This is a genomic window from Acetobacter fabarum, assembly GCF_011516925.1.
GTDB lineage: Bacteria > Pseudomonadota > Alphaproteobacteria > Acetobacterales > Acetobacteraceae > Acetobacter > Acetobacter fabarum.
Genome location: NZ_WOTG01000003.1, coordinates 153,561 through 179,219 on the forward strand (window position 1 = coordinate 153,561; position 25,659 = coordinate 179,219).

Sequence of the window (25,659 nt, forward strand, 5' to 3'; positions counted from 1 at the left end):
GGTAGGCATGGCGTTTTATCTTCTCTCCTTTCATGGCGCTCTGGTTGGCTTTACCGGCCAGCGCCTGCACCCGCTCTGCCCCACAATGGGCACAAGCCGCACAACCGCCCCTGTTGCGCTGGACATGCAGCACAACACACTTACCCCCGGCGGAGCCTTTGCTCGCGCCCAGCCACTGGGTACGGCGGCCCACACGCGCCCTCTGGTCGCACTCAGGGCTGGCAATGCGTATCTTTCCAGCCGCAGTCCTACCCAGTTTGATGTTGTTCCCCTGTGCGCCACGTGGGAGCATTTTCTGCTCATCCCCCCCGAAAGTGCTGACCTGCTCCGCACCCTGCTGCGCAGCACCTGGCATGATGGCCAGACCTTTGTGGGGCAACCTACCTGCACCGGCCATGAACTGCGGCTTGGCCCGCACACATGGCCTGTGGAGCAGCTACAGGCCGAAATCCGGGCCGACACACTCACCCTGTGGACCCATGCGGCCCCCCGGCGGGTCACACTCCGGGTATGCCCGTCCCGCGCTCTGGAAAACCTGATCGAAAACGTGACCGAGCTGCTGGAGATCGGGGCCTTCCGCCACGCACTCAGCCCATGGGCCACGGTGGATGACGTGCGCGAACAGGTGCTTAAACTCAGCATTACCCCTTCGGCCATTGCTCCGTGTATTGGTCTGGCCCAGCTCTGCTGTCAGTTCGGGCAGGGGGAACTGGCCGCGCAATTTGCCGCCTATGCGCAGTCTTTTGCCCAGATAGCCGATCTGGTGTGGTTGCAGGCCCTTATAGCCCTGCGCCTGCACGACCATGACCGCGCGGCAAACCTGCTGGCCCTTGCCCTGCGTGAGCGCTACCCCAGACATGATTTTTCGGACTCACTCCCCGCACTCCTGACCCGCCTGCGGCAAGGTGAGGATGCGCTGCTCCTGATCCCCGACATGCTGTACGAGCACGACCTGCCCGGTTTTGACGAGCGATTTGATACCCTGCTGGTGCCCATGCGGCTGGCCGCCAGCAATGGCCCGGACATCCGCCAGATCTACGCCATGCTATTCGAAAACGCCTACCAGCGGCTCAACACCACCAAAGACCTGCGCCTGCTGGAAACAGAAGCCCGCCTGAACGGCCTGAGCTGGTGGACAGAAACCGCCATGGGCCACACAAGCTGGCTAGCCGGGCTTATGGCCGAGGCCGACGCCCACTATGCCATTGCCCGCCGTCTGGCCTTGCAAGAAGGAGCCATGCCAGCGCCGGACAATACTGGTATTTTTTCCTGGCTAGGGGCGCAGGAATGCCGCCAGCTTGCCAGCCGTGCCGTGCCCGACCGCACGGGTGTTTCCCGCTGGGAGTGGCAGTTTGGCAGGGCGGAGGTAGCCCCTGCCCTGTGTCTGGTCTTTGCGTGCGACAGTGCACACTTCCACCTTTTGCCCGGCCTTATCCTGTCCCTGCTTCAGGCATACCGGCAGGATCGTTCCTTCGGGCCTGTGCAGCTTTGCATTGGCGTGGCCAACCCCAATGCCGAGCAGCTAGCTTTTTTACGCACCATTGCCGACTGGCTGGAACTCTACGCCACCAGCCTGCGCCTGAGCTTTGGCCATGGCCCCGCAGCCGAGCAGGACACAGCCCTTGAACCCGCCTTGCGTTACTTAATCCTGCCCGACATTGTGGCCCGCTTTCGCTGCCCGGTGCTTACGGGGGATTGTGCCGGGTATTTTCCCGCCAATACGGCCACATTGCTGCGCACGCTCAAAAACACGGCCTCTTACGGGTTTGATCTGCCCCTGTTCGACCAGAATGGTCGCCAGCACAGCGGCACACCGTGGAGCATTGGCACGGACACCGCCTATTTTGGCGAACCCGAACGCCTGCCAGCCATTGCGGCATTCATGAATGATTACCTGAACACCGTTTATACACCCCGCAGCAGGGCCCATACCGCCATGGACCGCTGCGCGCTGGCACAAATGCTGCGCCACTTCATTCTGCCCCGATGGAACGAGCTATCCATCCGGTTCCTGAACAAAGGGCCGGATATTCTGGTCATGCCGGCTGGGAGCGTTGCCACCAGCACAGTGCTGATTTCGCAGGCGGATGTCCTGCATGATCTGGCGGTGCACACGCCCCGCAGACCCGCAAAACTCCCCCCGCCGAACGCCTGAGTGGCCAGCCCGCAACACGCGGGCCAGCCATACACAGGGGGTTAATGTTTGCTGCTACCGTACAGGGCAGTCAGGCTGGCCGAAGCCAACTGATGGTGGTGCACCATAAACCCGACCAGAGCAGGGCTTGCATCTGCTGTTACGTCCAGCGTGGGCACATCCAGCGCATAAACCGTAAACACGTACCGGTGCACCCGCCCTGCTGGCGGTGCAGCCCCGCCATAACCGGGTACGCCAAAGTCCGTGCGGACCTGCAAAGCCCCGTCGGGCAGGCCAGCTTTGCCCGACCCCGCTCCCTGAGGCAGGGATGTTACGGTTGGAGGCACATTCACCACAACCCAGTGCCACCAGCCAGAACCTGTGGGGGCATCGGGGTCATAGACCGTAACCACAAAGCTTTTGGTCCCCTGCGGCGCGCCATGCCACTGCAAGGCGGGGGAGAGGTTCTGCCCGCTCTGGCCCATACCATTATAGACCTGAGCCTGAGGCAGAACATCCCCATTGGCAAAAGCCGGACTTGTCAGAACAAATGCCATGCCGGAAGCTCCTCCCTACCAGTTCTTGCTGATCAGCCAGAACTCTTCGGATGTCAGGGTCACGCGTTCGCCGGAGTCGGCGGCTGCACTGGCCAGTGCTTCAATCCGTTCAATCATGACCACCTTGCGGACATGGGTTTCGGATGTTTCAGCACTGGTTTTAAGAACACCAAGTGAAACACCGGAAGCCTTGGCCACACGGGCGGCATCAAGCAGAGCATAGGACATGCTGGAACCTCTCCTTAAATCATAAACTGTGCGCCAGACTGGGAATGTTCTGGCGGCGTAGGGTAGAATCTGGCCCTGTGCAGCCATCAGCGCAAGCCCTTGCCTGATGGAGGCTGCCCTCCCTTTCCCTCTGGCATTGCGCTACCCTATTGCGTAAACCCGGCACACCATGAGCAACCGCACCGAAGATTTTGACTTCCACCTCCCCGAATCCCTGATCGCGCAGGAGCCTGCCCGCCCGCGTGAATCCGCACGCCTGCTGGATGCAACAGCCCCGCACACGCTGGTTGACCGCCATGTGCGCGACCTGCCCACCCTGCTGCGCAGGGGCGACCTGCTGGTGGCCAACAATACCGCGGTTATCCGGGCACAGCTGCATGCCCTGCGGGGGGAGGCCAGAATTGGCATTACCCTCGACCAGATCCGCCCCGATGGCACATGGCATGTTCTGGTGCGCAACGCCCGCAGGCTCAGGGTGGGGGATACGCTTACCTTCGCCCACTCGGACCAGACAGCGCGGGTCGTGGCTCTGGAGCCCGGCGGGGGCGCCAACCTGCGCTTTTCATGCGAGGGCGATGCGTTTGACACGTTTTTGCAAACTGCGGGGGCGCTGGCACTCCCGCCCTACATCCACCGCCCCAATGGCCCCACGGCGCAGGACAGCAAGGACTACGCCACCATTTTTGAGCGTTACAAAGGGGCTGTGGCGGCACCCACTGCCGGGCTGCACTTTACGCCAGACCTGCTGGACGCAGTGGACGCCACAGGGGCCGAGCGCTGCACCTTAACCCTGCACGTAGGGGCAGGCACATTCCTGCCCGTGCGCGCGGATGATATTGCCCACCACCACATGCATTCCGAACACGGGGTCATCACCCCCCAGACTGCCGAGCGCATTAACGCAACACGGGCTGCGGGGGGGCGCATTATTGCCATTGGCACCACAACCCTGCGTCTTTTGGAAAGTGCGGCTGACGAGCACGGTATTGTGCACCCCTTTGCAGGGGAGACATCCATTTTCATCCGTCCCGGCTACCGCTTCCGGGCGGTGGATGTGCTGATGACCAACTTCCACCTGCCACGCTCCACCCTGTTCATGCTGGTCTGTGCCTTTGCGGGGCAGGAGCGTGCAAAGGCGGTTTATGCCCATGCGCTGAACACCGGCTACCGTTTTTATTCCTACGGCGATGCCTGCCTGCTTGAATGCGCAAGCAGCATCCATGCCCGCTAACCCCCTACCTCCGTTCCACCCAGCAAGGACCACCCGATGAGCCGTTTCCACTGGACGTGTGAAAGCACCGATGGCGCAGCCCGCGCAGGCATGCTGCATACAGCCCACGGCCCCGTGGCTACCCCCACCTTTATGCCCGTAGGCACGGTGGGCACGGTCAAGGCCATGACCATGGATGCCGTGCGCTCCACCGGTGCGGGCATTGTGCTGGGCAATACCTACCACCTTATGCTCCGCCCCGGCGCGGCACGGGTGCGGGCACTTGGGGGGCTGCACCGCTTTATGGACTGGTCCGGCCCGATCCTGACCGATTCGGGGGGCTTTCAGGTCATGTCGCTCGGAGCACTGCGGCGGCTGGACCAGGATGGCGTCACCTTCCGCTCGCATATTGATGGGTCCGAACACCGGCTGACACCAGAAAGTTCGACCGGCATCCAGCATGATCTGGATGCCACCATCACCATGTGTTTTGATGAATGCCCGGCCCTGCCAGCCCCACCCGAGGCCATTGCCGCATCCATGCGCCTGTCCATGCGCTGGGCTGCCCGCTCGCGCGAGGCCTATGTGCAGCGCACGGGTTATGGCCAGTTTGGCATTGTGCAAGGCGGCACGGAAACCGACCTGCGCGCTGAAAGCGTAAAAGCCCTGACCGATATCGGGTTTGAAGGCTACGCCATTGGCGGCCTTGCCGTAGGCGAGGGGCAGGAGCTCATGTTTGCAACGCTGGACACCACAACCCCGCTTATGCCGCAGGACAAGCCACGCTACCTTATGGGGGTTGGCACGCCAGACGACCTGCTGGGCAGCGTGCAGCGCGGGGTGGACATGTTTGACTGCGTTATGCCCACCCGCGCAGGCCGCACCGCGCGTGCTTACACCGAGCGGGGCACACTCAACCTGCGCAACGCCCGCCACGCCACGGATGCCCGCCCCATTTCCCCCCATTGTGACTGTCTGGCCTGTACGCGCCACAGCCGCGCCTATCTGCACCACCTGTTCCGCGCGAACGAAATTTTAGGCCCCATGCTGCTGACATGGCATAATATTGCCTACTACCAGCGGCTCATGCGCCAGATCCGTCAGGCGATCATGGACAAAAATCTGGAGGCCACAGCCGCGCGCATGCGCAGCGAATGGGCAGCACAGGACTGGACGGAAGATGAAATGCCACAACCCCACATTCCGCCCATTCCCTAAAGCACGCATCCCCCTGACCGTACTCTCCGAACCAGCCCTTTACGCATGACAGAGGCCACACCTTCCGCTCCAGCTCCCCCGGCCAGCACCATGCATCCGGGCAGCCGCCTGAGTGCGCGCATCCGGGACAAGGCGCTGGAACTGGGGTTTGACGCCATTGGCTTCTGCCCGGCCACACTGGGGCCGGAGGCACGTGTGCGCCTGCAGGATTTTCTGGCAAACGGATACCACGGTGAAATGGGCTGGCTGGCCGACCGTACGGAGCAGCGCAGCCAGCCCACGGCCCTGTGGCCCGAAGCCCGCACGGTTATTGCCCTTGGCCTGTCCTACGCCCCGGAGGGCGATGCGCTGGCCACCCTGCAAAACCCCGACTGTGGCAATATTTCCGTCTATGCCCGCCACCGGGATTACCACGATGTGCTCAAGGGGATGCTCAAACATCTGGCCCAGTTTGTTGTGCGCGAGGGCAGGCTGGCCCATCCGGCCGCTCCGGAGGTCAAGGTCTTTGTGGATACCGCCCCCGTGGCCGAAAAACCTCTGGCGCACCAAGCCGGGCTGGGGTGGCAGGGCAAGCATACCAATCTTGTCTCCCGCCAGCACGGGAGCTGGCTGTTTCTGGGCGAAATCTACACAACGCTCGACCTGCCTGCCTCCCCCCCTTCCGGCGGGGGATGCGGCAGTTGCACCCGCTGCCTGAACGCCTGCCCCACACAGGCTTTTCCCGCCCCTTACCAGATGGATGCACGGCGGTGCATTTCCTACCTGACCATAGAGCACGCAGGCCCCATACCCTTGCCCCTACGCCCCCTGATGGGCACCCATATTTACGGATGTGATGACTGCCTGGCCGTGTGCCCGTGGAACAGGTTTGCCAAAATGGCCAGTAATATCAAACTCCAGCCCAGAGCAGACCTGATAGCCCCGGACCTTGCCACCCTGAGCCAACTTGACGATGCGGCGTTCAGAGCCCTGTTTTCAGGCTCACCCATCAAGCGGATCGGGCGCAACCGCTTTATCCGTAATGTGCTGGTTGCCATGGGTAATTCCGGCAGGGCACACCTGTTACCCCATGCCCGCGCCCTGACCACAGACCCCGACCCGGTTGTGCGTGACGCCGCAGACTGGGCCATGACTCAGCTTGAAAGCCCCACGGCATGAGCAGACATTTGCGCAAACGCAGCCTGATACTGGCCGGACATGACACAAGTGTAGCGCTGGAGCCCGCCTTCTGGGCCGTGCTAGAACGCATGATTGCCCACCAGAATGTCACGCTGGTCCAACTGGTAACACAGGTGGATGCAACCCGTGTGCCCGACCAGTCTCTTGCTTCCGCCCTGCGGGTCCATGCTGTGGAATGGCTGCAACAGCACATACAGAGCCAGAGCTTAAAAGAACCGCTCTAACCCACGCACTACCCGCACACAGGCACGGAGCCCCCTGCGCGGCTAGCCAGCCAGACGGCCCTCCACGGTGGTCACGCACTGCCCGCCCACGTCCACCGCACCATCTGCGCCAACGCGCACAAAAATACGGCCCGCGCGCCCAACACAGCCCCCCTGCGTGGCCAGATACCCCCCCTGCCCAGACGGCAGAATACCCCGCACATGGCGGAACACAGCCACGCTGCCATTGCCGCTACCACAGACCGGGTCCTCGTTCACACCCTGCGATGGAGCAAAGGAGCGCACCTCAATATCCACCCCGTCAGGGTCATGAGCTGCAAAAACACTGATCCCGATTGCGCCAAGGCGCTGCTCAAAAACCTGCGAGCGCCCAAAATCCGGCCGAAGTGCCAGAAGCTGCTCCACACTGCTCACGCACGCTACAATCCAGACCGGGCCGACATCCACCATCATCGGTGGGGCCGTATGGTCCACGGGCACGCCCAGAATAGCTTCCAGTTCCGCTCTATCGGCTGCATCCAGCGTAACGTGCCGGGAGGGCGGCAAAGCAAAAGACAGGGAGCGATCCTCCCCGCTGCCATTAACGTGCAGCGTCACAAGGCCAACCCCGCATTCCTGCACCAGTTGCCCCTGCCTTGGCACGGCGCGCCCTGCCTCCAGCGCAGCGTGCGCACTGCCCAGTGTGGGGTGGCCTGCAAACGGCAGCTCGTTCCGGGGGGTAAAAATACGCAGCTGGTAATCTGCCTTATCGCTTTGAGCGGGGAGCAGAAACGTGGTTTCCGAGAGGTTTGTCCAACTAGCAATGGCCTGCATGGCCTGTGTATCCAGCCCCTGCGCGTCCAGCACAACGGCAACCGGATTGCCCGCAAACGGCACTTTTGTAAAAACATCCACAACTTTGTAAGTACGTTGCATGCGAGTTCTCGCCTGAATTCGGTGTTGGCAATGCTCTGCTGGCAGGGGCTATGCTTATGAGGGCTGCATGGGCTTTATGGCCGATAGCAGGCCCAGAACAAAGCGATTAAGCGGCACATCCAGACCATGCCGGTCTGCTGCGCGCACAATGGCCCCGGTTATGGCATCGTACTCCAGAGGGCGGCCTGCCTGCCGATCCTGCAACATGGATGTGGCACTCTCTGGCGGCACGCTCTGCAGCCACGCCAGAGCGTCCTCCACATGTTGTGCTGTAAGGGCGGCCCCTTCGGCCTGCCCGACCTGCACCACTTCAGCCATGATCTGCCGGGCATTGGCCGCACAGGCGGGCTCACGCATAACCCCCGTGCGCCTGCCGCACAGGGCAGTCAGCGGGTTGGCCGCACTGTTGGTGAGCAGCTTGATCCAGACCATGCTCAGCATATCCGCGGCAAGCACAACCCGCAGCCCGCCTGCCTGCAAAGCCGCTGCCACATCCTGCACAGGTGCCTCTGCGGGAAGGCACAGGTCCGCCTGGCCGATTCGGCGCAGGACCGAACACCCCGGGGCAGACCGCTCGGCGTTAAAATAGGCAATGGCAGGCAATGCCACGGCCACAGGCGCATAGGCGGCAATCCGCTCACGGTGCTCCAGACCATTCTGCACGGCCAGAATACGCGCATCTGGCCGGTTGAATGCCGCAATCCACTCCGCCACATCCCCCGTCTGATGCGCCTTGACCGCCACCACAGCCACTGTGCACGGGCCAAGTTCGGCCGGGCTGCGGGCATGCCGGACCGGGTATTCCACCCCCTGCCCGGCCTCCTGCACATAAAGGCGGCCAAACGGGCTGCGCGCACCACAGACCCATACCTCCCACCCAGCGCGGGCAAAGGCTGCGGCCACAACAAGCCCGACCGCCCCTGCGCCAATCAGGGCAACAGCAGGCGGCGCAGGAACCTGCTCAGGGGGTGTGTTTGTGTGCATGCCTTGTCCTTTCTGGTACCGTTTGCAGCAAATGCGATAGTGGCACATTGCAGCCAAGCTCTGGCACTCACCCGGCACAGGCTAGGGTTCCGCTCCAGAACATGATAAAAGACCCCTATGGCGATATGGGGCAAAATATTTGGTGGCGTAACCGGCTTTGCCGTTGGCGGTCCACTAGGTGCGGCGTTGGGCACGGCTTTGGGCCATGCCGCAGACAGCGGCACATTGCTGCAACCACCCGCTGTTGGCTGGAGCGACCGATGGGCCGCCCGCGCGCGCCCAGACCCCAACGGAGCGGCAGCCTTTGTCGCTGCCAAACTGGCTGCCACACTGGGCAAAAAAGACCAGCTTTACGGGCTGACCTGCGTTATTCTGTGCGCCAAACTGGCCAAGTGCGATGCCCCGGTTAACCGGCGGGAGATCAACGCCTTCAAGACCCGCTTCCGGGTGCCGGACGAGAACATGCGCGACATCGGTCGCCTGTTTGACATGGCCCGCCAGAGAACAGACGACTATGAAGCCTTTGCCCGTGAACTCGGGCAGGCCTACAGCACTGACAAACCCCCGCTCGAAGACCTAATGGGAATCCTGTTTGCCATTGCCCGTGCCGATCTGGCAGCGGACGAACCTCTTGCCCCCGAAGAGCTGCGTTTTCTCAAACGTGTGCATGCCCTGTTCGGGCTTGGGCGCGGGGCATGGGAGCGGGCCGAACAGGGCCGGGCCCGTGCGGCCATGGGGGAAGATGACGCCTATACCGTTATGGGGGTGAGTGCCTCCCTCTCCAACGAGGAACTGCGAGCACACTGGAAAAAACTTGTCCGGCAGTACCATCCGGATGTCATGGCCGCCCGCAATGCCAGCCCCGAAGAGGTGCAGGTTGCCTCGGTCCGTATATCCAGAATCAACGCCGCATGGGACATAATCAAACGCGAGCGCGGACTGTAACGCCGGATTCCCTGTGGCCATCACATCCCGAGCAGGATGTGCGACTTTATGGCAACAGAGATTGCAAAAATCTGTTCTTCCCGGCAAAAAGGTAACTTGCAAAGGGCTATTTTTGTCCCCTGCCCTCTACGCAGAGAAGCCCTGCCATTGCACCCTGCGTTTCTCATGGTAGAGAAGGCAGCAATAAACAGGTCTGCCCGGCAGGCCATGCGGACGTCACAAGGCAAAGGTAAAGGTGGCAATGATTTCAGGACGGAACGGCTCATGGCTCCGCCCTCGCGCACAGGATCAGCACGATCAGGCGCGGGAAGGTTCCTCGGTACATCGCCGTTTCCGTCTGGGAACACTCTGCCTTGGTCTGGTGCTGTTTGGCGCAACGGGGTGTAGCTCCATTAAAGCCCCCGTTCCCACGGACCCGGATGCCCTGGCCGAATACAAAGCCGCAAACGACCCGTATGAACCGTTGAACCGCAAAATGTTCAACCTGACCATGAAGTTCGATACATGGGCCCTGCGCCCGGTTGCCAAAGCCTATGTGTGGGCCGTACCCCGCCCCGTACGTAACTCGCTTGGCAACATGATCACGACCATGAACGAGCCCTCCGTCTTTTTTAACGACGTCGGGGCCGGCAAGCCACGCCGTGCGGGGGATTCGTTCGTGCGCTGGTGCATTAACATGACCGTGGGTGTTGGCGGGCTGATTGACGTTGCAAAAATGGCGGGCTTCCCCCACCATGACAACGATGCAGGCCTGACCATGGCCAACTGGGGCATTTCCTCCGGGCCTTATCTGTTCCTGCCCATGGGGCCGTCCTCCTTCCGTGACGGGATTGGTTACGGCATTGATCAGGGTCTTTCCCCGTGGGATTACGTGCCACGCGGTTATGGGCTTGTCAGTTTCAACTGGGCCTATAACATGATGGGTGTTGTGCATGGCCGCTCCGAGCATCTGGAAGATCTGGATGCTCTCCAGCGTGATGCTCTGGACCCATATGCCACCATTCGCAGCGCTTACCAGCAGCAGCGGAAGGCACAGGCCGAGGCCATCAAGAATGACCGCCGCGCCACCGTGCCAGACTGGTATCAATAACTAACAACAAGAAGGTAGCGCAAACATGAAACTCCTTTCTGGTCGCCGTATTGTTCTTGCCACTCTGGCCCTGACATGCGCCAGCGGACTGTTTGCCCTGCCTGCCCGCGCAGCGGATAACGCCAAGCAGTTCATTCAGAGCTTTGGCACGCAGCTTGTTGCCATTGTTAACAGCCCTGTTCCCCTGTCTGAAAAAAAGACCAAGGTTCTTCCTCTGGTTCAGAAGAATGTGGATATTGATGGTATTGGCCGCTACTGCCTTGGCCGTTACTGGAAAATTGCCACCCCTGAGCAGCGGCAGCATTATCTGGCCCTTTTCCATGAAGTGCTGGTCAATGCCATTACCGACAAGCTGGGCGAGTACCGTGGTGTCAGCTTTACCATTGGTGATGTCAGCAAGTCCGGTAATGAAGATTCCGTCAACGCCATTCTGATGCGTCCGCAACAGCCCCCGGCTTCCATGCAGTGGGTTGTCGGTTACGACAACGGGCAGCCACAGGTTGTAGACGTTATTGGTGAAGGGGCCAGCCTGCGCCTGACCCAGCGCAATGACTACTCCTCCTTTATTGCCCGGAATGGTGGGAGTGTCGCGACACTGCTTTCCGCCCTGCAGAAGCAGCTGGACCGCCACAACCAGTCCACCAACTAAACCGCTAAAGCCCGGTCTGGCGGGGCAACCGCCAGTCTGGCAGAAAGGCACCCATGAGGGTGCCTTTTTTATGCCCGCTTGCTTTCATACACCATCATGGTCTGCCCATTTCTGGTGAAAGTCTCGCAGACATGCATCCCGATACTGCCCAGAATGGTGCGCGATGCCACATTGCTTTCCGATGCTACGGCAATAACCCGGTGCAAACCGGCATCATGCGCAAAGTTAAGGGCTGCGTTGGCAGCCTCACGCGCAATGCCACGCCCCCTTGCGCTGGCAAACAGAGCAAAACGTAACCCGAACCCGCGACCATCTGGCCGGTCGTGAATGCCGGTCATGCCGACAAACTGGTTATTTTCATGAATGGTAAAAATACCAACACGGTGACAGGCCCAAAAAGCAATGTCATCCGCCATCTCACGCTCGGCCTGCTGGCGGGTGCAAACACCCCCTAGCATCTGACCAAAAGCGCCGCCATCGGCCTTCAGGCGCGCCATATCTTCCATATCCCGCCATGTCACGGGCTGAAGAAGAAGGCGAGGTGTACGGACTGAGCGTAAATCCACCGCTCAGCCCCCGTAACAGAGGAAGGCTCCGCAGGGGAGCCTTCGCACAGGCATGCCGTTAACGGGCAAGCGGTTTGTAATGGATGCGGCCTGGCTCGGTCGCATCCGGGCCAAGGCGGCGGCGCTTGTCTTCTTCATAAGCCTGAAAGTTACCTTCAAACCACTCAACGTGGGAATCACCTTCAAACGCCAGAATATGGGTGGCCAGACGGTCAAGGAACCAGCGGTCATGGGAGATAACCACGGCGCAACCGGCAAACTCGGCCAGTGCATCTTCAAGCGCACGCAGGGTATCCACGTCCAGATCGTTGGTCGGTTCGTCAAGCAGGATCACGTTGCTTTCCTGCCGGAGCATCTTGGCCAGATGCACGCGGTTACGCTCACCACCCGAAAGGACACCAACTTTTTTCTGCTGGTCGGACCCTTTGAAGTTGAAGGCCCCCACATAGGCGCGCGACGGTACGGCCCGCTTGCCCAGATAGATGACATCCGTCCCGCCTGAAATTTCTTCCCACACGGTTTTATCGGGGGACAGATCATCACGCGACTGGTCAACGTAGCCGAGCTTTACGGTTTCCCCGATTTTCAGCTCGCCTGAATCTGGCTTGTCCTGCCCGATAATCATTTTGAACAAGGTGGACTTACCAGCACCGTTTGGCCCGATAACCCCCACAATACCGCCCGGTGGCAGTTTGAAGTTGAGGTTATCAATCAACAGCCGGTCACCAAACCCTTTGGTCAGGTTGTCGGCCTCGATAACCGTGCCGCCAAGACGGGGGCCGGGAGGAATGACAATATCGGCCACACCACCCACTTTTTCCGCACTGGCGGCCAGCATTTCCTCATACTTGGCAATACGGGCCTTGCTTTTGCTCTGGCGAGCCTTGGGGCTGGCGTTAATCCACTCCTGCTCGGCGGCAAGGGCACGCTGGCGGGAGCTTTCTTCCTTTTCTTCCTGCGACAGGCGCTTGCGCTTCTGTTCCAGCCAGGAGGAGTAATTGCCTTCAAACGGAATACCGCGACCACGCTCGATTTCCAAAATCCAGTTGGTCACGTTATCCAGGAAGTAACGGTCATGGGTGATGACCATAACCGTGCCGGCGTAATCCCGCAGGGTTGTTTCCAGCCATGCAACGCTTTCTGCGTCCAAGTGGTTGGTTGGTTCGTCAAGCAGCAGCAGGTCGGGTTTTTCCAGCAGCAGGCGGCACAAGGCCACGCGGCGGCATTCCCCCCCGGAGAGTTTTTCTACCGAGCTGTCAGCAGGCGGGCAGCGCAGGGCGTCCAGCGCGATTTCCAGCTTGCGGTCCAGCTCCCAGCCGTCGCCTGCGTCAATTTTTTCCTGCAATTCGGCCTGTTCGGCCAGCAGGGCGTTCATTTCGTCGTCTTCCATGGGCTCGGCAAAACGGGCAGAAATCTCGTTAAAACGATCAACTGCCTTTTTCAGGTCGCCAAAGCCCAGAGCAACGTTTTCGCCCACGGTCAGTTTGGGGTCGAGCTGGGGCTCCTGTTCCAGATAGCCAACGCGCACGCCTTCAGCCGCCCAGGCCTCGCCGCCGTATTCCTTATCAATCCCCGCCATGATCTTGAGCAGGGTGGACTTACCAGCGCCGTTAACACCCAGAATACCAATTTTGGCACCCGGCATGAAGGACAGGGTGATGCCCTTGAACACTTCGCGCCCACCGGGATAGGATTTTGTGAGATCCTTCATCACATAGACGTATTGATAGGATGCCATGATGATGAACTCCCGTTATGCGGAATAAACTGAAAAAATGAAGCGGCTACAGGTTGCGCTGCCGGCTGGGACAGCCTGCGCCCGGCAGGACTTGAACCCGCAACCAAGCCGTTATGAGCGGCCCGCTCTAACCAATTGAGCTACGGGCGCGCAGGCGAGTATCTGATTACGCAACCAGAGCCATTTGGCAAGGGTCTGGGGCAGGAAAATCCATATATCGCCCGTTTAAAATCCGGCTCTTGGCAAGCCGCAGGTGGGCGGATAGGGTCTGCTGCATTCCCTTTGTTTATCGGTTGGAGCAGTGTTCATGGACGTTTCCAAACTTTCTCCCGGCAAGGACGTGCCGTTCGACATTAACGTTGTTATTGAAATCCCGCAGGGTTCCTCTGTCAAATACGAAATTGACAAGGAAAGCGGCGCTCTGTTCGTGGACCGCTTCCTGTTCACGCCCATGGCCTACCCCACGGCTTACGGCTTTCTCCCCAACACGCTCGCAGCCGATGGTGACCCCACGGATGCTCTGGTCCTGACCCCCACAAACGTGGTGCCGGGCAGCGTGATCCGGGCCCGCCCCATTGGCGTGCTGAAGATGGAAGACGAATCCGGGCAGGACGAAAAAATCATCTGCGTCCCGCACGACAAGGTGCACCCCGAGTTCTCCAAAGTTGAAACCACGGACGACCTGCCCGAAATCACGATCAAGGCCATTGAGCACTTTTTCACCCGCTACAAGGACCTTGAAAAAGGCAAGTGGGTTAAAGTGACTGGCTGGGGCACGAAGGAAGAAGCCGGAAACTTTATTCTCAAGGCTCTGGAAGCTGCAAAAGCCAAATAAGGCGCGCTTTCTCCTGACCTGCAACAGGCATGGCCGTATAGTGCGCCGTGTCTGTTGCAGCGCACCTGCACACCCGGCATCACACCCTGAGTGTGAAATATATTCCGTATCGCGCGGATTATCAGCCCACCAGTTTTGCGCCATGCTCTGAACAACACCTCCGACCCTTTCATTCTGTCATGGTGATGTTCATGCCCACCCCTGCTGCCGCAAAGCACCCCAAACAGCCAACCCTGTTCATCCCCCATGGGGGTGGTCCGTGCTTTTTTATGGACTGGCCACAGACATGGGACCACATGGCCGCCTTTTTGCGTGGGCTAAGCGCCACGCTCCCACAAAAACCAGATGCCATTGTGGTGGTTTCCGGCCATTGGGAGGAGCAGGTTCCCACGCTCATGTCCGGTGCAAAACCGGGCCTGATCTACGATTATTACGGCTTTCCCCCCCACACCTACACGCTGCAGTACCCCGCCCCCGGCAGCCCCGCACTGGCAGCCCACATGCGGACCCTGCTGGAGCCGGCAGGATTTGCCAGTGCCGAGAATGCCGAACGGGGGTTTGACCACGGTGTGTTCATCCCGTTCATGCTGGCTTTTCCCCAGGCCGATATTCCCGTTGTGGAGTTCTCGTTACAAAAGGCGCTGGACCCGGCCGAGCATCTGGCCATTGGCGCAGCACTGGCCCCCCTGCGGGCAGACAACGTGCTGATCATGGGCACGGGTCTGAGCTACCATAACCTGCCCCACTTCATGAGCGGTTCCCCCGCAACCGACGCGCCTGCAAAGGCATTTGATGCGTGGCTGACGCGTAGCGTCTGTGCGCCGCCGCCAGAGCGCACCGCGCAGTTGACCCACTGGGCACAGGCCCCCGGTGCACGCCTGTGCCACCCCCGCGAGGAGCATCTGCTCCCGCTGATGGTGGCCGCCGGTGCCGCCGGGCAGGATTACGGCCAGCAGATTTACAGCGATACAGTGCTGGGCAAGGCGCTCTCGGGCTACCGTTTTGGTTGAAGCGGCTCCTGTGCGGCCAATTTTATACGACCGTACAAGACCGCCTGCGCAAAAATGCACTTCTTTGCATTTTTTTATGAAATGCCTGTTGCCAAAGAAAAAAACATCGTTATAAAGCCCCACATACCGACGCACACAACTGGTGAGCGTTGGAAAATGCGGGTGTAGCTCAGTTGGTTAGAGCGCCGGCCTGTCACGCCGGAGGTCGCGGGTTCGAGCCCCGTCACTCGCGCCACTTTCCTTTACAAGTCAATCGTATCAGAAAGTGGCGCCGAGCGCCCTTGTGCGCTCCCCACAAACTCCCCCTCTAACCGGCCGCCAGAACGACCGGTTTTTTATACACTGCCCCTACGCTGGGTAATGCTTACTGCTGCAAAGCATCTGCACCCTGCAATGTTACGGCTACCGCATGCACTGTTGCGGCAATACGTGCCGCAGTCTGCACCGCAGCAGCGCCAAGTGCATCACGCACGATTTTTTCGTGGCTGGTCACACACAGGTCGCACCCGTTGATGATGGAAACGGCCAGACACCACAGCTCAAAATCCGCTTTATCCACACCGGGGTTGCCAATCACGCTCATGCGCAGCTGTGCTGGCATTTTGGCGTATTCACCACCCGCCATATGCACAAAGCGGTAGTAGATATTGTTCATACCCATAATGGCGTTGGCAGACTGCGCAGCAGCCAATGCCTGCTCGGACAGCGTATCGCGGAACTGGGCCACAATTGCACGCGTCACATCATCATTGCGCGCAGCGAGGGCGGAGGCGATGAACGTGCCGCCAAGCTGCTGCGGGGTCAGGGTAATATCGCTTGCCAGAGACCCCAGATTCAGGCGCAGGTCCTTGGCGTAATCGGGAATACGGTCTTTGAGTGCATCTATAGACATGGCTTTTTCCGTTATGATTTATTTTGGAAAAATCTGTGCCAGACCAATACATGGAACCTGGAGCACAAGGCACAGCCAGAAACTGGCTGGGAGCGGGCTAAACAGCCCTGAAAGATGAGTGGTGGTTGCGGCAGAATACGCAGGTATGCCACCGCAACCACCCCCGGCCCGCAAACGCGAACCGGGCAGTGCGTCAGACTCAGACTTTGATAAAGTCTTCGCCCTTTTTCCAGTTGCACGGGCACAGCTCATCGCTCTGCAGGCCGTCAAGGATACGCAGGATTTCCTGCGGGTTACGACCAACAGACAGGTCGTTGACGGACACATGACGGATCACACCGTGCGGGTCGACAATGAAGGTCGCACGCAGGGCAACGCCAGCGTCCTTTGCCATCACGCCCGTGCCTTCGGTCAGCTCGCGCTTGATGTCGGCCAGCATCGGGATCGGCAGATCCTTCAGGTCAGCGTGGTGCAGACGCCAGTTGAGGTGCACGAACTCGCTGTCGATGGACACGCCATACACAACCGCATCACGGTCTGCGAAGTCCTTGGACATCTTGCCAAAAGCCACGATTTCGGTCGGGCAGACAAAGGTGAAGTCCTTCGGCCAGAAGAACACCACTTTCCACTTACCGGCATCGGATTTGTCGGAAATCTGAACGAATTCGCCCTTCAGGCCTTCCGGCCCACCCGGAACGGAGGTCAGATCAAAGCTGGGAAACTTATCGCCAACGGTCAGCATATGTTTGCTCCTTGTTTCTGGCACAGTGCCTGACCATGCTTTAGGCTGGGTCAGGCGGTGCAGGTATGTATGGCCCGCCTTTTTCATTTAATCCAATGAATATTTTATATAAGAACAATTGAAAGTATCGATTAACCATTCTCGGGTTTTCAGGTAGGACTTGGCCATGCTTCCACTCCCCTCCGCACAGCAGCTCCGCTACCTGATCGCCCTTTCCGAACTGCGCCACTTTGGCCGGGCCGCGGCAGCCTGTGCCGTAACCCAGTCCACCCTGTCTGCCGGGATTATGACACTGGAGCGCCAGCTGGATACCCCGTTGCTGGACCGCACCGTGGGCAAAAAAGTGGTTTTTACCCCTCTGGGGCACGAGATCGCACTCAAAGCCCGGCAGGCACTGGCCGCGCTGGAGGCCGTGCCCCAACTGGCCGCCGCAGCCCGTACTCCTTTGACTGGTCCATTGCGACTCGGGGTTATTCCCACCATTGGCCCGTTCCTTATCCCCCGCACGGTGCATATCCTGCGCGAGCACTTCCCCCGCCTGCTTTTGTCCCTGACAGAAGACACCACAGAACACCTGCTGGAAAAGCTCTCCCTTGGGCAGCTGGACATGCTGGTGCTGGCCATGCCCTGCCTGTGTGATGGCACGGAAACCCACCCCCTGTGGCAGGACCCCTTTTATGTGATCATGCCCTCCAACCACCCTTTTGCGGCGCTGGAGAGCGTGCCCGTGGAGCGGTTGTCCGAATACAACATGGTTATGATGGAAGACGGGCATTGCCTGCGTGAGCAGACACTGGCCATCTGCCGCCAAAGCCCCAGCCGCAGTGGCGCGGAAGGGGAAAGCGAACCCACCTTTACCGCCATGTCGCTCCACAGCATGGCAGAAATGGTGGAACTGGGTTTGGGAATCGCCATCATGCCAGCGCTAGCCATTAACGGGGGTATTCTTAAAAACCGTAAAATTGCCGCCCGCCCCCTTGCAGATGGCGCCGCATGGCGCACCATTGGTCTGGCCTGGCGGCCCCGTTCCCCCCGTGCTGCCGATTTTTCCACTCTGGCCAGCACGCTGCTCACACTCGCACTGGACCCGGCTTAAGCACCCAATCTGCCCGCCTCCATGCGATAAAACGCACTATAGGCGGCAAAATCCGCAAGAAAAATGCGCGGAATATTGACTCAGGCGCACGGGGCCGGTATGTGCCGAGCCAACTTATTTATGCATTGAGCGGCATCGACGGAGAATACGGGCCATGAAAATCAGAAATAGCCTGAAGTCAGCCAAGGTGCGCGACAAAGACTGCCGTGTGGTTCGTCGTCGTGGCCGGGTTTACGTCATCAACAAAAAGAACCCCCGCATGAAGGCCCGTCAGGGCTAATTCATGGTTGGTCTGGCCCTTACGGGCAAGCTTATCATGATGATCATGCATAAAGCCCGTTCCCTCGGTCCCCGAAGGAACGGGTTTTTGTTTTTAGGCCTGTCCACAGCCCTCAGCATTACGGCTGTTCCTGCTGCATGGGCGGATACAGCGCCCAAAACCCAGCCTGCCCCCTTGGCAGCGCCTGCTCCAGCAACTGGCACTGGCACTGACACTGACACTGGCACTGGCACTGGCACTGGCACTGGCACTGGCACTGGCACTGGCACTGGCACTGGCACTGGCACTGGCACTGGCACTGGCACTGGCACTGCAAAACAGATTGCCCTGTTGGTCAAGCAGCTTGCCCAAGCCCCAACGCCCGAAGAGGCCCATACCCTGCAAGAAAGGCTTGAGGCCTTACGGGCAGCGCACCTTTCCCCCACCACGCAACTTCTGGTCCGCCGTGCGGAAAAAGACCTGATATCCGAAAAACCGGATGATGCCGTGGACGATATGGGGGATGCACTGGCACTTCAGCCCGATCAAGCCATTCTGTGGCGTACCCGTGCCCAGATGCGCCTTGTTGCTGGCAACCTGAAGGGTGCTGTGGCGGATTTGGGGGAGGCCCTGATGCGTGATGCAGAGGACGCCCAGAGCTGGAGCCTGCTGGCCAGTGTGGAAGAACACCTGAACGATGGTCAGGCCGCACTTAAAGCATGGCAAAAGGCCACTGCTCTCAACCCCATGCTGGACAGGAGCCACAAACGCTCCGATTCCCTGCGCATCAAGGCGTTTGGCCAGCCAACCTGAGCAGGCTCAGGCCTGCCGGTTTTCAATCAGGCTTTTGCGGATCTCGCGGCCACGCTCGATCTTGTTCACAATATAATCCGCATCTCCCCAGCGGATCGCGCGGGCCATGGCCTGAGCATCTTCCATAAAGCGCCCCAGCATTTCCAGCAGGGCCTCACGGTTAGCCAGAAAAATATCGCGCCACATAATGGGGTCGGATGCCGCAATCCGGGTAAAATCCCTGAAGCCCGAAGCCGCCAAGTCCAGCACTTCCGAGCGGGTTTCTTCCGCCAGATCATCAGCCGTGCCGCAGATGGTAAAGGCCAGCAGATGCGGCAGGTGGCTCACAATGGCGCATACACGGTCATGGTGAGCGGGGGTCATTTCCCGCAGGCGGGCACCACAGCGGGTCCATAATTCACGGATCTGTTGCAGGGCTTCTGGCGTTGTGGCTTCCAGCGGAGTTAGCAGGCACCAGCGATTTTCAAACAGGTCCGCCAGCCCCGCATCCGGGCCGGAGAACTCCGTACCAGCCATGGGGTGTGCAGGCACATAGGGCACATCGGCCCGCAGGCTGGGTAGAATGGCCTCGGTGACCGAAACCTTGGTGGACCCCACATCGGTCAGCACTGCGCCCGGCTTCATGGCGGGAATAACCTGCGCGGCAACGGGCCCCATGGCCCCGACCGGCACGCACAGCATAACACAATCCGCCTGTGCGGCAGCAGCGACTACGTCTGTTGTTGCCTCATCCGCCAGCCCCAACTCCATGACCCGTGCGCAGACATCCGCACTGTTGTCCACCGCGATCAGTCTGCGGGCCAGATGACCATGGACTTTGGCACGCCGCAGCACGGACGAACCGATAAGCCCCGGCCCAACCACAACAAGCGTGTCAAACACGACCTGAAGATGCTCTTCCGCCACGGCTCAGCTATCCTTGATTGTGTTGGAAGGGGCAGAATACCCAATATTTTCGCCCTGTGCCGGAGCTGCAGGCTGCTGGGGTGCATTCTGGCGCAGGCCGCGCATTTCCATAAACTGCCACAACAGCAGAACGGGAATACCAATGGTAATTTCCCGCCCACGACGGAGCAGGGAAATACCAAGGGACAGGGACGGGTCTATGCCAAACGCATGGCCAAGCGCCATATAAGCCCCCTCCTGCACGCCCAGACTACCGGGGACCAAAAACCCGACAGACATAATGGCACAGGTTACGCCTTCCACCGCCACAGCGCCGGGGAACGTCAGCTGCGCACCCAAAAAGCGCGCTGTCAGCCACAGCATGCCAGCACCACCCAGCCAGCCGAGCAGATGGTAGCTGGCAGAACGGCAGATATGCCACGGGCGGCTCCAGGCGGCTTCCATACGTTCCTGCAGGTTATCCGCACCCGCCAGAATGCTATCCCGCCACTGGGAGGCCAGACTGCGGGTAAACATCCCCCCGAACTTGCGGAACAGGTTGCCACCATGCGTCTGGGTCCAGATAAAACCTGCGGTTCCCGCGATCAGGAACAGGGTCCCCCCGACCACCGGCACCACAAACGGGCTGGAACGCTGGTGCGCAACAAGGCAGGCCACGGCCAGCAGCACAAATGCCACCTGCCCCATGACCTCGGTTGTAATATCTACAAGGTTGGCGCAGGCGGCTTCGGGCAGTTCTACTTCCCGGTCGGTGGCGCGGTGCACGCCATGGCCCGAGCAGGTCGCGCGAATACCAATAACAATGCCCCCAACCTGCGAAAACGGCAGGCAGGTTGCAGCCGCATCACGCACCATGCGGGCCAGCAGCAGGCGCATGTACCCAATTTCAGGAAAAGCAGCATGCCAGGCCATGCCCAGCAGGCCATCCACGGCCAGCTGGCAGCATACCATAAGCAGAAAGCCGCCAAGACCAATACGCATAACAGCACGTAAAACAGAATCGAAACCGCTCCACGCCATTGCTGCCGTAACGACCACGAGTCCAAGAAAAGTGAGAAAAACCGTAAGCTTCTTCAAGGCCTCAGCTCTGTCCGCCTGTTACGCTCGCGGCTCCGTCACGCCCATGGGCACGCCCGAAGCCCAACCGGGCGCATGTGTGAATGTTCCGCCCCCTTACACTACCACGGGGTCTGGCGCCACCTCGGGTGTCAGGATAAAGAAACAGACCAGCCGTTCGGGCTTAATGCCCAACACCTGTTTTTCTTTCAGCCCTCTACCGGGAGCGCATCCTTCATGACTGCTCATACGCTCGTAACCGGCGCAACTGGTTTTGTCGGTTCCGCCGTGGCTCGCACACTGCTGGAACGCGGCCATTCCCTGCGCCTTATGGTGCGAGAAGGAAGCGACCGTAGCAACATTGCCGACATTCCGGCCGAGCTGGTGGAAGGCGACCTGTCACAGCCGGACACATTTGCGCGTGCAGTCAAAGGTTGCCGGTATGTTTTTCATGTCGCGGCCGACTACCGCCTGTGGGTACCCGACCCCGCCCCCATGATGACCGCCAACGTGGAAGGCACCCGCCTGCTTATGCTGGCAGCCCAGCAGGCAGGGGTTGAACGCATTGTGTACTGTTCCTCCGTGGCGGCCCTTGGCCTGATTGGTGATGGCACCATTGCGGACGAAAACACACCGGTAGAAGAACATGCCGTTATTGGCATTTACAAACGTTCCAAATACCGTGCCGAGCAGGAAGTGCTGCGCCTTGTGCGCGAGCAGAATCTGCCCGCAGTTATTGTAAACCCCTCCACCCCCGTTGGCCCGCGCGACATCAAACCCACCCCCACAGGCCAGATGATTCTGGACTGCGCGGCAGGCCGCATGCCCGCTTACGTGGATACGGGCGTTAACATCGTGCATGTGGATGACGTGGCAGAAGGCCATGCACTGGCCCTTGAACGGGGCAGAATTGGCGAAAAATACATTCTGGGTGGCGAGAACTATCTGCTGCGCGACCTGTTTGCCATGGTGTCTGAAATCGCGCATGTACCCCCGCCCAAGATCAGCCTGCCGCAGGAGGTTATCTGGCCGGTGGCTATTGTATCCGAATGGCTGTCCCGCGCTTTTGGCTTCTCGCCCCGTGTCACGCGGGAGATGCTCGCCATGTCCCGCAAGAAAATGTTCTTCTCCTCCGCAAAAGCCATGAGCGAGCTGGGTTATGCCCCGCGCCCCGCCCGCATGGCGGTGGAAGACGCCATTACATGGTTCCGCAATAACGGCATGCTGAAATAAGGGGGCGGTCCATCATGATTCTGGCTCTGGCTATTCTATGCGCCTTAATCTGGATGGGTCTTATTTTCTGCCACGGACACTTCTGGCAGGCTGGTCCCATACTCCAGCCCGCCAGCATGGCAGACGCACCGGCGGATATTGCCCCCGATGTTACCGTGGTTGTACCCGCCCGTGATGAGGCGAAGTCTATTGAGGCGGCACTTGGCTCCCTTCTGCAACAGGACTACCCCGGCGCGCTCTCGGTCATTTTAGTCAACGACCGCAGCACTGATGGTACAGGGGCTTTGGCCAGAGCCCTGCCCGATACCCACAACCGGCTGAGTGTGCTGGACGGTGCAAACCCCGAGGCAGGCTGGAGCGGCAAATTATGGGCCGTAGCACAGGGTGTACACGAGGCAGAGCGACAGACCCCACATGGCAGTGGCTACCTGTTCCTGACCGATGCCGACATTATTCACGACCCCGCCCATATTTCCACCCTTGTTGCCAAGGCACAGGCCGACCGGCTGCACATGGTTTCCGAAATGGTGGAACTTCAGTGCATCACACTGGCCGAACGGGCGTTGGTACCTGCTTTTGTCTTCTTTTTTGCGCTGCTTTACCCCTTTGCCAAGGTCAACAACCCAAAGGATAAAACCGCTGGGGCAGCGGGGGGCAGCATCCTGCTCCGGCGCGATATGCTCCGCCAGATCGGGGGGATTGAAGCCTTAAAAGGAGCCCTGATTGATGACTGCACACTGGCCACATGCGTCAAGCAGGCCGGGGGGCGGCTCTACCTTGGCCACTCCTGCCTTGCCCGTTCCATTCGCCCCTATCCATCCGCTGCCGATATCTGGCGCATGATCACGCGCACGGCCTACGTGCAGCTTAATTTTTCTCCCCTGCTGCTGGTGCTAACCGTTGTGGCCATGTTTGTGGTCTGGATGGCACCTCTTGCACTGGCCCTGTGCGCCCACGGCGCTGCACAATGGATTGGTGCCGGGGTGTGGCTTGCCTCCACCCTGTCCTTTTTGCCTACGCTCAGGCGTTTTCGGCTTTCACCCCTCTGGGCGCTAGGCTTGCCCCTGATTGCCGCCTTTTATACCGCAGCCACCCTTGGCTCCGCCCTTAACCACCACCGCGGGCGCGGTGTGGTGTGGAAGAACCGGGCCTATACCGAGGCCATTCCCCACAATGGGCGGGCCAGCCCCCCGGACGCAGAGCAGAAAATACAGATACCCGGGCGGTAGGTTTTTTTGCCGTTACCTGCCCTCCGGCATTAAGGGATAGGCATGGCAGGCGGGCTCATGTAAACACCAAGCTGCCCTTGGGGTCCCTTTTTTTGAACACGGCACGGCATGACTGACGATACACGCATCTGGGGAAAAGCTGACGTTTCATCCGGCAAGGGTGCGTCTGACGAGAACTTTCCCGTAGGCTCCCTCCTTCTCAGCCGCAAACTGCGCCCGCATGTGCATGCCTATTACGATTATGCCCGTGTTATTGACGACATAGCAGACTGTGAAACCCTCTCCCCCGAAGACAAGATCACCCGGCTGAATGCCATGGAGGAGGTACTCCTTGGCCAGCGCAGCGCCATTAACCGGGCCGATGCGCTCAGTGCCGCACGGCTGCGGGCTTCGCTCATACAGACCAACGTGCCGTTCGAAACCGCAACAGACCTGCTGATCGCCTTCCGTGATGATTCACGCGGCCATGAATACCGCACATGGGATGACTTGCTGCATTACTGCAAATATTCCGCCAACCCGGTCGGGCGCTACCTGATCTGCCTGCATGGGGAAGACCCGGCAGCCTTTGGCCCATCGGATGCACTGTGCACTTCCTTGCAGATTCTGAACCACCTGCAGGACTGCGCCAAGGATCTGGAGCGGCTCCAGCGCTGCTACATGCCCACAGAGCTGATGCAACGTGCCGGCACCTCCGCCCAGGACCTGCTTGCAGGCCAGACCAGCCCTGCCATGCGCAGGGTGTTCAACACCCTGCTAGACGGGGTGGATGCCCTTAACCGGCAGGCCAGCGCCCTGCCAGCCCATATCAAGGGCCGGCGTTTCCGTATGGAATGTGCGGCCATTGTAGAACTCGCCCACCGCCTGACACAGCGCCTGCGCCGCGAAGACCCGCTGGCCGGGCGGGTGGCCCTGCGCCGGACGGACGCCATGCATGCAGCCATTGCGGCCCTGCGGGCATGGGCATGACCTTCCCGAACGGTGAAAGTTCTGTAAAAAGAAACCCGTTCTCTTCAATCTTGACGAAAAACAGGTGAAAAGCGCGTGACAGCCGTAAACATCCAGATGCACGACAAACCGACCCCGCTCGGATGCGATCCGGCTGATCTTGCCTGGGTGGAAAGCACCGTCAAACAGGCAGGCACCTCCTTTGCCGCTGGCATGCGTATCCTGCCGCCCATGCGGCGTTACGGCATGTACGCCATTTACGCCTTCTGCCGCGTAGTGGACGATATTGCAGATGGCACGGCCCCGCTGGCCGAACGCACCAAAGGTCTGGAAGACTGGCACCAGCGCATTGCCGAGCTTTTTGCAGAGCGGGCTGTCCTCCCGACCGAACCGCTGGACCGGGTTCTGCTGGCGACCATCAACTTTTTCTCTCTCCAGCAGGCTGATTTTGATGCCGTGATTGATGGCATGCTGATGGACACGCAGACCGCCATTGTTGCCCCGGACGAAAAAACGCTGGACCTGTATTGCGACCGCGTAGCCTCCGCCGTGGGCCGCCTGTCTGTCCGCATTTTTGGCGACAGCTCCAAAAATGGTGACCTCGTGGCTTTCCATCTGGGTCGGGCCTTGCAGATCACCAACATCCTGCGTGACATTCCCGAAGATGCAATCCGTGGGCGGCTGTACCTGCCGGCTGATCTGCTGGAACGCTTTGACGTGCCCAAAGACCCGATCAAGGCTCTGTCCGCTCCAGGGCTGGAACTGGTCGCCCGCGTTATGGCTGCCCGTGCGCAGGACCACTTCCGCACTGCCTTTGCCACCATGAAAATCTGCCAGCCCCGCTCCATGCTCCCCGCCCGCATTATGGGTGCAAGCTACGAGTCCATTCTCAAGGCGCTGTGCAAGCGTGGCTGGGGTGCAGACGTGCTGCGCGCACGCCCCCATACCTCCCTTCTTGGCAAAGCCCGGTGGTTTGCCCTTTCCTACACGTCCTGAGATAACG

The 25,659-nt window shown here is 60.0% G+C and carries 27 protein-coding genes and 2 tRNA genes; 18 read left to right on the top strand and 11 right to left on the bottom strand.

What is annotated here, in order from left to right; genetic code table 11:
* The first annotated feature begins 7 nt into the window (after positions 1 to 7).
* A complete protein-coding gene (locus tag GOB83_RS06365) occupies positions 8 to 2,155 on the top strand; it encodes a hypothetical protein (RefSeq protein WP_165925563.1) in 2,148 nt (715 codons plus the stop codon).
* Between the two features lie 41 nt (positions 2,156 to 2,196).
* Here GOB83_RS06365 and GOB83_RS06370 read toward each other — a convergent pair whose 3' ends face one another.
* Together GOB83_RS06370 and GOB83_RS06375 are read right to left on the bottom strand one after the other, a co-directional pair.
* Positions 2,197 to 2,691: a kinase inhibitor gene (locus GOB83_RS06370; RefSeq protein ID WP_165925564.1), complete on the bottom strand. Its 495-nt coding sequence runs from the start codon at positions 2,689 to 2,691 to the stop codon at positions 2,197 to 2,199.
* Positions 2,692 to 2,706: 15 nt separating this feature from the next.
* Positions 2,707 to 2,919 carry a hypothetical protein gene (locus GOB83_RS06375; RefSeq protein WP_086646360.1) on the bottom strand — a complete coding sequence of 71 codons (213 nt, stop codon included), beginning with the start codon at positions 2,917 to 2,919 and terminating at the stop codon, positions 2,707 to 2,709.
* 169 nt (positions 2,920 to 3,088) lie between these two features.
* Here GOB83_RS06375 and queA point away from each other — a divergent pair, with 169 nt between their 5' ends.
* From queA to GOB83_RS06395, 4 genes are all read left to right on the top strand, one after another.
* Positions 3,089 to 4,150 carry a tRNA preQ1(34) S-adenosylmethionine ribosyltransferase-isomerase QueA gene (queA, locus tag GOB83_RS06380; RefSeq protein ID WP_165925565.1) on the top strand — a complete coding sequence of 354 codons (1,062 nt, stop codon included), beginning with the start codon at positions 3,089 to 3,091 and terminating at the stop codon, positions 4,148 to 4,150.
* A gap of 36 nt (positions 4,151 to 4,186) precedes the next feature.
* The gene (tgt, locus tag GOB83_RS06385; protein ID WP_086646362.1) at positions 4,187 to 5,347 is read left to right on the top strand and encodes a tRNA guanosine(34) transglycosylase Tgt; all 1,161 of its coding nucleotides are present in this window, start codon (positions 4,187 to 4,189) and stop codon (positions 5,345 to 5,347) included.
* Between the two features lie 90 nt (positions 5,348 to 5,437).
* Positions 5,438 to 6,505, top strand: coding sequence for a tRNA epoxyqueuosine(34) reductase QueG (gene queG, locus GOB83_RS06390; RefSeq protein ID WP_165925636.1), 1,068 nt, complete (start codon positions 5,438 to 5,440; stop codon positions 6,503 to 6,505).
* Complete coding sequence (locus GOB83_RS06395) at positions 6,502 to 6,750, top strand: ribbon-helix-helix domain-containing protein (protein ID WP_086646363.1); 249 nt, start codon at positions 6,502 to 6,504, stop codon at positions 6,748 to 6,750. Before queG ends, GOB83_RS06395 begins: the two co-directional genes overlap by 4 nt.
* A 42-nt stretch (positions 6,751 to 6,792) precedes the next feature.
* Here GOB83_RS06395 and GOB83_RS06400 read toward each other — a convergent pair whose 3' ends face one another.
* Positions 6,793 to 7,665: a PhzF family phenazine biosynthesis protein gene (locus GOB83_RS06400; protein WP_165925566.1), complete on the bottom strand. Its 873-nt coding sequence runs from the start codon at positions 7,663 to 7,665 to the stop codon at positions 6,793 to 6,795.
* A 54-nt stretch (positions 7,666 to 7,719) separates the two neighbouring features.
* Complete coding sequence (locus tag GOB83_RS06405) at positions 7,720 to 8,649, bottom strand: ketopantoate reductase family protein (RefSeq protein ID WP_165925567.1); 930 nt, start codon at positions 8,647 to 8,649, stop codon at positions 7,720 to 7,722.
* Between the two features lie 117 nt (positions 8,650 to 8,766).
* Between GOB83_RS06405 and GOB83_RS06410 the strand changes: the two genes are divergently transcribed.
* From GOB83_RS06410 to GOB83_RS06420, 3 genes are all read left to right on the top strand, one after another.
* Positions 8,767 to 9,594: a TerB family tellurite resistance protein gene (locus tag GOB83_RS06410; RefSeq protein WP_086646366.1), complete on the top strand. Its 828-nt coding sequence runs from the start codon at positions 8,767 to 8,769 to the stop codon at positions 9,592 to 9,594.
* A gap of 241 nt (positions 9,595 to 9,835) precedes the next feature.
* Entirely contained in the window at positions 9,836 to 10,684 is an 849-nt protein-coding gene (locus GOB83_RS06415; RefSeq protein WP_165925568.1) for an MlaA family lipoprotein, read from the top strand.
* 25 nt (positions 10,685 to 10,709) lie between these two features.
* Positions 10,710 to 11,333 carry an MlaC/ttg2D family ABC transporter substrate-binding protein gene (locus tag GOB83_RS06420; protein WP_086646368.1) on the top strand — a complete coding sequence of 208 codons (624 nt, stop codon included), beginning with the start codon at positions 10,710 to 10,712 and terminating at the stop codon, positions 11,331 to 11,333.
* A 68-nt stretch (positions 11,334 to 11,401) separates the two neighbouring features.
* Here the strand turns inward: GOB83_RS06420 and GOB83_RS06425 are convergent, their stop codons facing one another.
* The 3 genes from GOB83_RS06425 to GOB83_RS06435 all read right to left on the bottom strand — a co-directional run bounded on the left by GOB83_RS06425 (position 11,402) and on the right by GOB83_RS06435 (position 13,787).
* Positions 11,402 to 11,899: a GNAT family N-acetyltransferase gene (locus tag GOB83_RS06425; RefSeq protein ID WP_086646369.1), complete on the bottom strand. Its 498-nt coding sequence runs from the start codon at positions 11,897 to 11,899 to the stop codon at positions 11,402 to 11,404.
* Between the two features lie 58 nt (positions 11,900 to 11,957).
* Positions 11,958 to 13,637 (bottom strand): energy-dependent translational throttle protein EttA, encoded by a 1,680-nt coding sequence (ettA, locus tag GOB83_RS06430; protein ID WP_086646370.1) that lies wholly within the window; start codon positions 13,635 to 13,637, stop codon positions 11,958 to 11,960.
* Between the two features lie 76 nt (positions 13,638 to 13,713).
* A tRNA-Ile gene (locus tag GOB83_RS06435) sits at positions 13,714 to 13,787 on the bottom strand.
* A 157-nt stretch (positions 13,788 to 13,944) separates the two neighbouring features.
* Between GOB83_RS06435 and ppa the strand changes: the two genes are divergently transcribed.
* The 3 genes from ppa to GOB83_RS06450 all read left to right on the top strand — a co-directional run bounded on the left by ppa (position 13,945) and on the right by GOB83_RS06450 (position 15,717).
* Entirely contained in the window at positions 13,945 to 14,472 is a 528-nt protein-coding gene (ppa, locus tag GOB83_RS06440) for an inorganic diphosphatase (RefSeq protein ID WP_165925569.1), read from the top strand.
* A 191-nt stretch (positions 14,473 to 14,663) separates the two neighbouring features.
* Positions 14,664 to 15,482, top strand: a complete 819-nt coding sequence (locus tag GOB83_RS06445) for a DODA-type extradiol aromatic ring-opening family dioxygenase (protein WP_165925570.1) — start codon at positions 14,664 to 14,666, stop codon at positions 15,480 to 15,482.
* Between the two features lie 158 nt (positions 15,483 to 15,640).
* Positions 15,641 to 15,717 (top strand) — tRNA-Asp (locus tag GOB83_RS06450).
* 129 nt (positions 15,718 to 15,846) lie between these two features.
* Here the strand turns inward: GOB83_RS06450 and GOB83_RS06455 are convergent.
* Positions 15,847 to 16,374 (bottom strand): carboxymuconolactone decarboxylase family protein, encoded by a 528-nt coding sequence (locus tag GOB83_RS06455; protein ID WP_086646372.1) that lies wholly within the window; start codon positions 16,372 to 16,374, stop codon positions 15,847 to 15,849.
* A gap of 199 nt (positions 16,375 to 16,573) precedes the next feature.
* Positions 16,574 to 17,116, bottom strand: a complete 543-nt coding sequence (locus GOB83_RS06460; protein WP_086646412.1) for a peroxiredoxin — start codon at positions 17,114 to 17,116, stop codon at positions 16,574 to 16,576.
* Between the two features lie 166 nt (positions 17,117 to 17,282).
* Between GOB83_RS06460 and GOB83_RS06465 the strand changes: the two genes are divergently transcribed.
* The 3 genes from GOB83_RS06465 to GOB83_RS14920 all read left to right on the top strand — a co-directional run bounded on the left by GOB83_RS06465 (position 17,283) and on the right by GOB83_RS14920 (position 19,284).
* The gene (locus tag GOB83_RS06465; protein WP_086646373.1) at positions 17,283 to 18,212 is read left to right on the top strand and encodes a hydrogen peroxide-inducible genes activator; all 930 of its coding nucleotides are present in this window, start codon (positions 17,283 to 17,285) and stop codon (positions 18,210 to 18,212) included.
* Positions 18,213 to 18,366: 154 nt separating this feature from the next.
* Complete coding sequence (gene ykgO / locus GOB83_RS06470; protein ID WP_003625637.1) at positions 18,367 to 18,492, top strand: type B 50S ribosomal protein L36; 126 nt, start codon at positions 18,367 to 18,369, stop codon at positions 18,490 to 18,492.
* 3 nt (positions 18,493 to 18,495) lie between these two features.
* Positions 18,496 to 19,284 (top strand): tetratricopeptide repeat protein, encoded by a 789-nt coding sequence (locus tag GOB83_RS14920; RefSeq protein ID WP_242005756.1) that lies wholly within the window; start codon positions 18,496 to 18,498, stop codon positions 19,282 to 19,284.
* Positions 19,285 to 19,290: 6 nt separating this feature from the next.
* Here GOB83_RS14920 and GOB83_RS06480 read toward each other — a convergent pair whose 3' ends face one another.
* Together GOB83_RS06480 and GOB83_RS06485 are read right to left on the bottom strand one after the other, a co-directional pair.
* Positions 19,291 to 20,190: a prephenate dehydrogenase/arogenate dehydrogenase family protein gene (locus tag GOB83_RS06480; RefSeq protein WP_086646375.1), complete on the bottom strand. Its 900-nt coding sequence runs from the start codon at positions 20,188 to 20,190 to the stop codon at positions 19,291 to 19,293.
* 3 nt (positions 20,191 to 20,193) lie between these two features.
* Complete coding sequence (locus GOB83_RS06485; protein ID WP_086646376.1) at positions 20,194 to 21,267, bottom strand: lysylphosphatidylglycerol synthase domain-containing protein; 1,074 nt, start codon at positions 21,265 to 21,267, stop codon at positions 20,194 to 20,196.
* 216 nt (positions 21,268 to 21,483) lie between these two features.
* Here GOB83_RS06485 and hpnA point away from each other — a divergent pair, with 216 nt between their 5' ends.
* The 4 genes from hpnA to hpnD all read left to right on the top strand — a co-directional run bounded on the left by hpnA (position 21,484) and on the right by hpnD (position 25,652).
* Positions 21,484 to 22,479 (top strand): hopanoid-associated sugar epimerase, encoded by a 996-nt coding sequence (gene hpnA / locus GOB83_RS06490; RefSeq protein WP_086646377.1) that lies wholly within the window; start codon positions 21,484 to 21,486, stop codon positions 22,477 to 22,479.
* 14 nt (positions 22,480 to 22,493) lie between these two features.
* Positions 22,494 to 23,708: a glycosyltransferase gene (locus GOB83_RS06495; protein ID WP_165925571.1), complete on the top strand. Its 1,215-nt coding sequence runs from the start codon at positions 22,494 to 22,496 to the stop codon at positions 23,706 to 23,708.
* 108 nt (positions 23,709 to 23,816) lie between these two features.
* Positions 23,817 to 24,677, top strand: coding sequence for a squalene synthase HpnC (hpnC, locus tag GOB83_RS06500; protein WP_095350172.1), 861 nt, complete (start codon positions 23,817 to 23,819; stop codon positions 24,675 to 24,677).
* Positions 24,678 to 24,773: 96 nt separating this feature from the next.
* On the top strand, positions 24,774 to 25,652 hold the full coding sequence (gene hpnD, locus GOB83_RS06505) for a presqualene diphosphate synthase HpnD (protein WP_086646413.1): 879 nt from the start codon (positions 24,774 to 24,776) through the stop codon (positions 25,650 to 25,652).
* Positions 25,653 to 25,659: the final 7 nt, after the last annotated feature.

Excerpts from the sequence above, each read along its gene's own strand:
- GOB83_RS06365 (WP_165925563.1), top strand. The coding sequence starts at position 8 with ATGGCGTTTTATCTTCTCTCCTTTCATGGCGCTCTGGTTGGCTTTACC.
- GOB83_RS06370 (WP_165925564.1), bottom strand. The coding sequence starts at position 2,691 with ATGGCATTTGTTCTGACAAGTCCGGCTTTTGCCAATGGGGATGTTCTG.
- GOB83_RS06375 (WP_086646360.1), bottom strand. The coding sequence starts at position 2,919 with ATGTCCTATGCTCTGCTTGATGCCGCCCGTGTGGCCAAGGCTTCCGGT.
- queA (WP_165925565.1), top strand. The coding sequence starts at position 3,089 with ATGAGCAACCGCACCGAAGATTTTGACTTCCACCTCCCCGAATCCCTG.
- tgt (WP_086646362.1), top strand. The coding sequence starts at position 4,187 with ATGAGCCGTTTCCACTGGACGTGTGAAAGCACCGATGGCGCAGCCCGC.
- queG (WP_165925636.1), top strand. The coding sequence starts at position 5,438 with ATGCATCCGGGCAGCCGCCTGAGTGCGCGCATCCGGGACAAGGCGCTG.
- GOB83_RS06395 (WP_086646363.1), top strand. The coding sequence starts at position 6,502 with ATGAGCAGACATTTGCGCAAACGCAGCCTGATACTGGCCGGACATGAC.
- GOB83_RS06400 (WP_165925566.1), bottom strand. The coding sequence starts at position 7,665 with ATGCAACGTACTTACAAAGTTGTGGATGTTTTTACAAAAGTGCCGTTT.
- GOB83_RS06405 (WP_165925567.1), bottom strand. The coding sequence starts at position 8,649 with ATGCACACAAACACACCCCCTGAGCAGGTTCCTGCGCCGCCTGCTGTT.
- GOB83_RS06410 (WP_086646366.1), top strand. The coding sequence starts at position 8,767 with ATGGCGATATGGGGCAAAATATTTGGTGGCGTAACCGGCTTTGCCGTT.
- GOB83_RS06415 (WP_165925568.1), top strand. The coding sequence starts at position 9,836 with ATGATTTCAGGACGGAACGGCTCATGGCTCCGCCCTCGCGCACAGGAT.
- GOB83_RS06420 (WP_086646368.1), top strand. The coding sequence starts at position 10,710 with ATGAAACTCCTTTCTGGTCGCCGTATTGTTCTTGCCACTCTGGCCCTG.
- ettA (WP_086646370.1), bottom strand. The coding sequence starts at position 13,637 with ATGGCATCCTATCAATACGTCTATGTGATGAAGGATCTCACAAAATCC.
- ppa (WP_165925569.1), top strand. The coding sequence starts at position 13,945 with ATGGACGTTTCCAAACTTTCTCCCGGCAAGGACGTGCCGTTCGACATT.
- GOB83_RS06445 (WP_165925570.1), top strand. The coding sequence starts at position 14,664 with ATGCCCACCCCTGCTGCCGCAAAGCACCCCAAACAGCCAACCCTGTTC.
- GOB83_RS06455 (WP_086646372.1), bottom strand. The coding sequence starts at position 16,374 with ATGTCTATAGATGCACTCAAAGACCGTATTCCCGATTACGCCAAGGAC.
- GOB83_RS06460 (WP_086646412.1), bottom strand. The coding sequence starts at position 17,116 with ATGCTGACCGTTGGCGATAAGTTTCCCAGCTTTGATCTGACCTCCGTT.
- GOB83_RS06465 (WP_086646373.1), top strand. The coding sequence starts at position 17,283 with ATGCTTCCACTCCCCTCCGCACAGCAGCTCCGCTACCTGATCGCCCTT.
- ykgO (WP_003625637.1), top strand. The coding sequence starts at position 18,367 with ATGAAAATCAGAAATAGCCTGAAGTCAGCCAAGGTGCGCGACAAAGAC.
- GOB83_RS14920 (WP_242005756.1), top strand. The coding sequence starts at position 18,496 with ATGGTTGGTCTGGCCCTTACGGGCAAGCTTATCATGATGATCATGCAT.
- hpnA (WP_086646377.1), top strand. The coding sequence starts at position 21,484 with ATGACTGCTCATACGCTCGTAACCGGCGCAACTGGTTTTGTCGGTTCC.
- GOB83_RS06495 (WP_165925571.1), top strand. The coding sequence starts at position 22,494 with ATGATTCTGGCTCTGGCTATTCTATGCGCCTTAATCTGGATGGGTCTT.
- hpnC (WP_095350172.1), top strand. The coding sequence starts at position 23,817 with ATGACTGACGATACACGCATCTGGGGAAAAGCTGACGTTTCATCCGGC.
- hpnD (WP_086646413.1), top strand. The coding sequence starts at position 24,774 with ATGCACGACAAACCGACCCCGCTCGGATGCGATCCGGCTGATCTTGCC.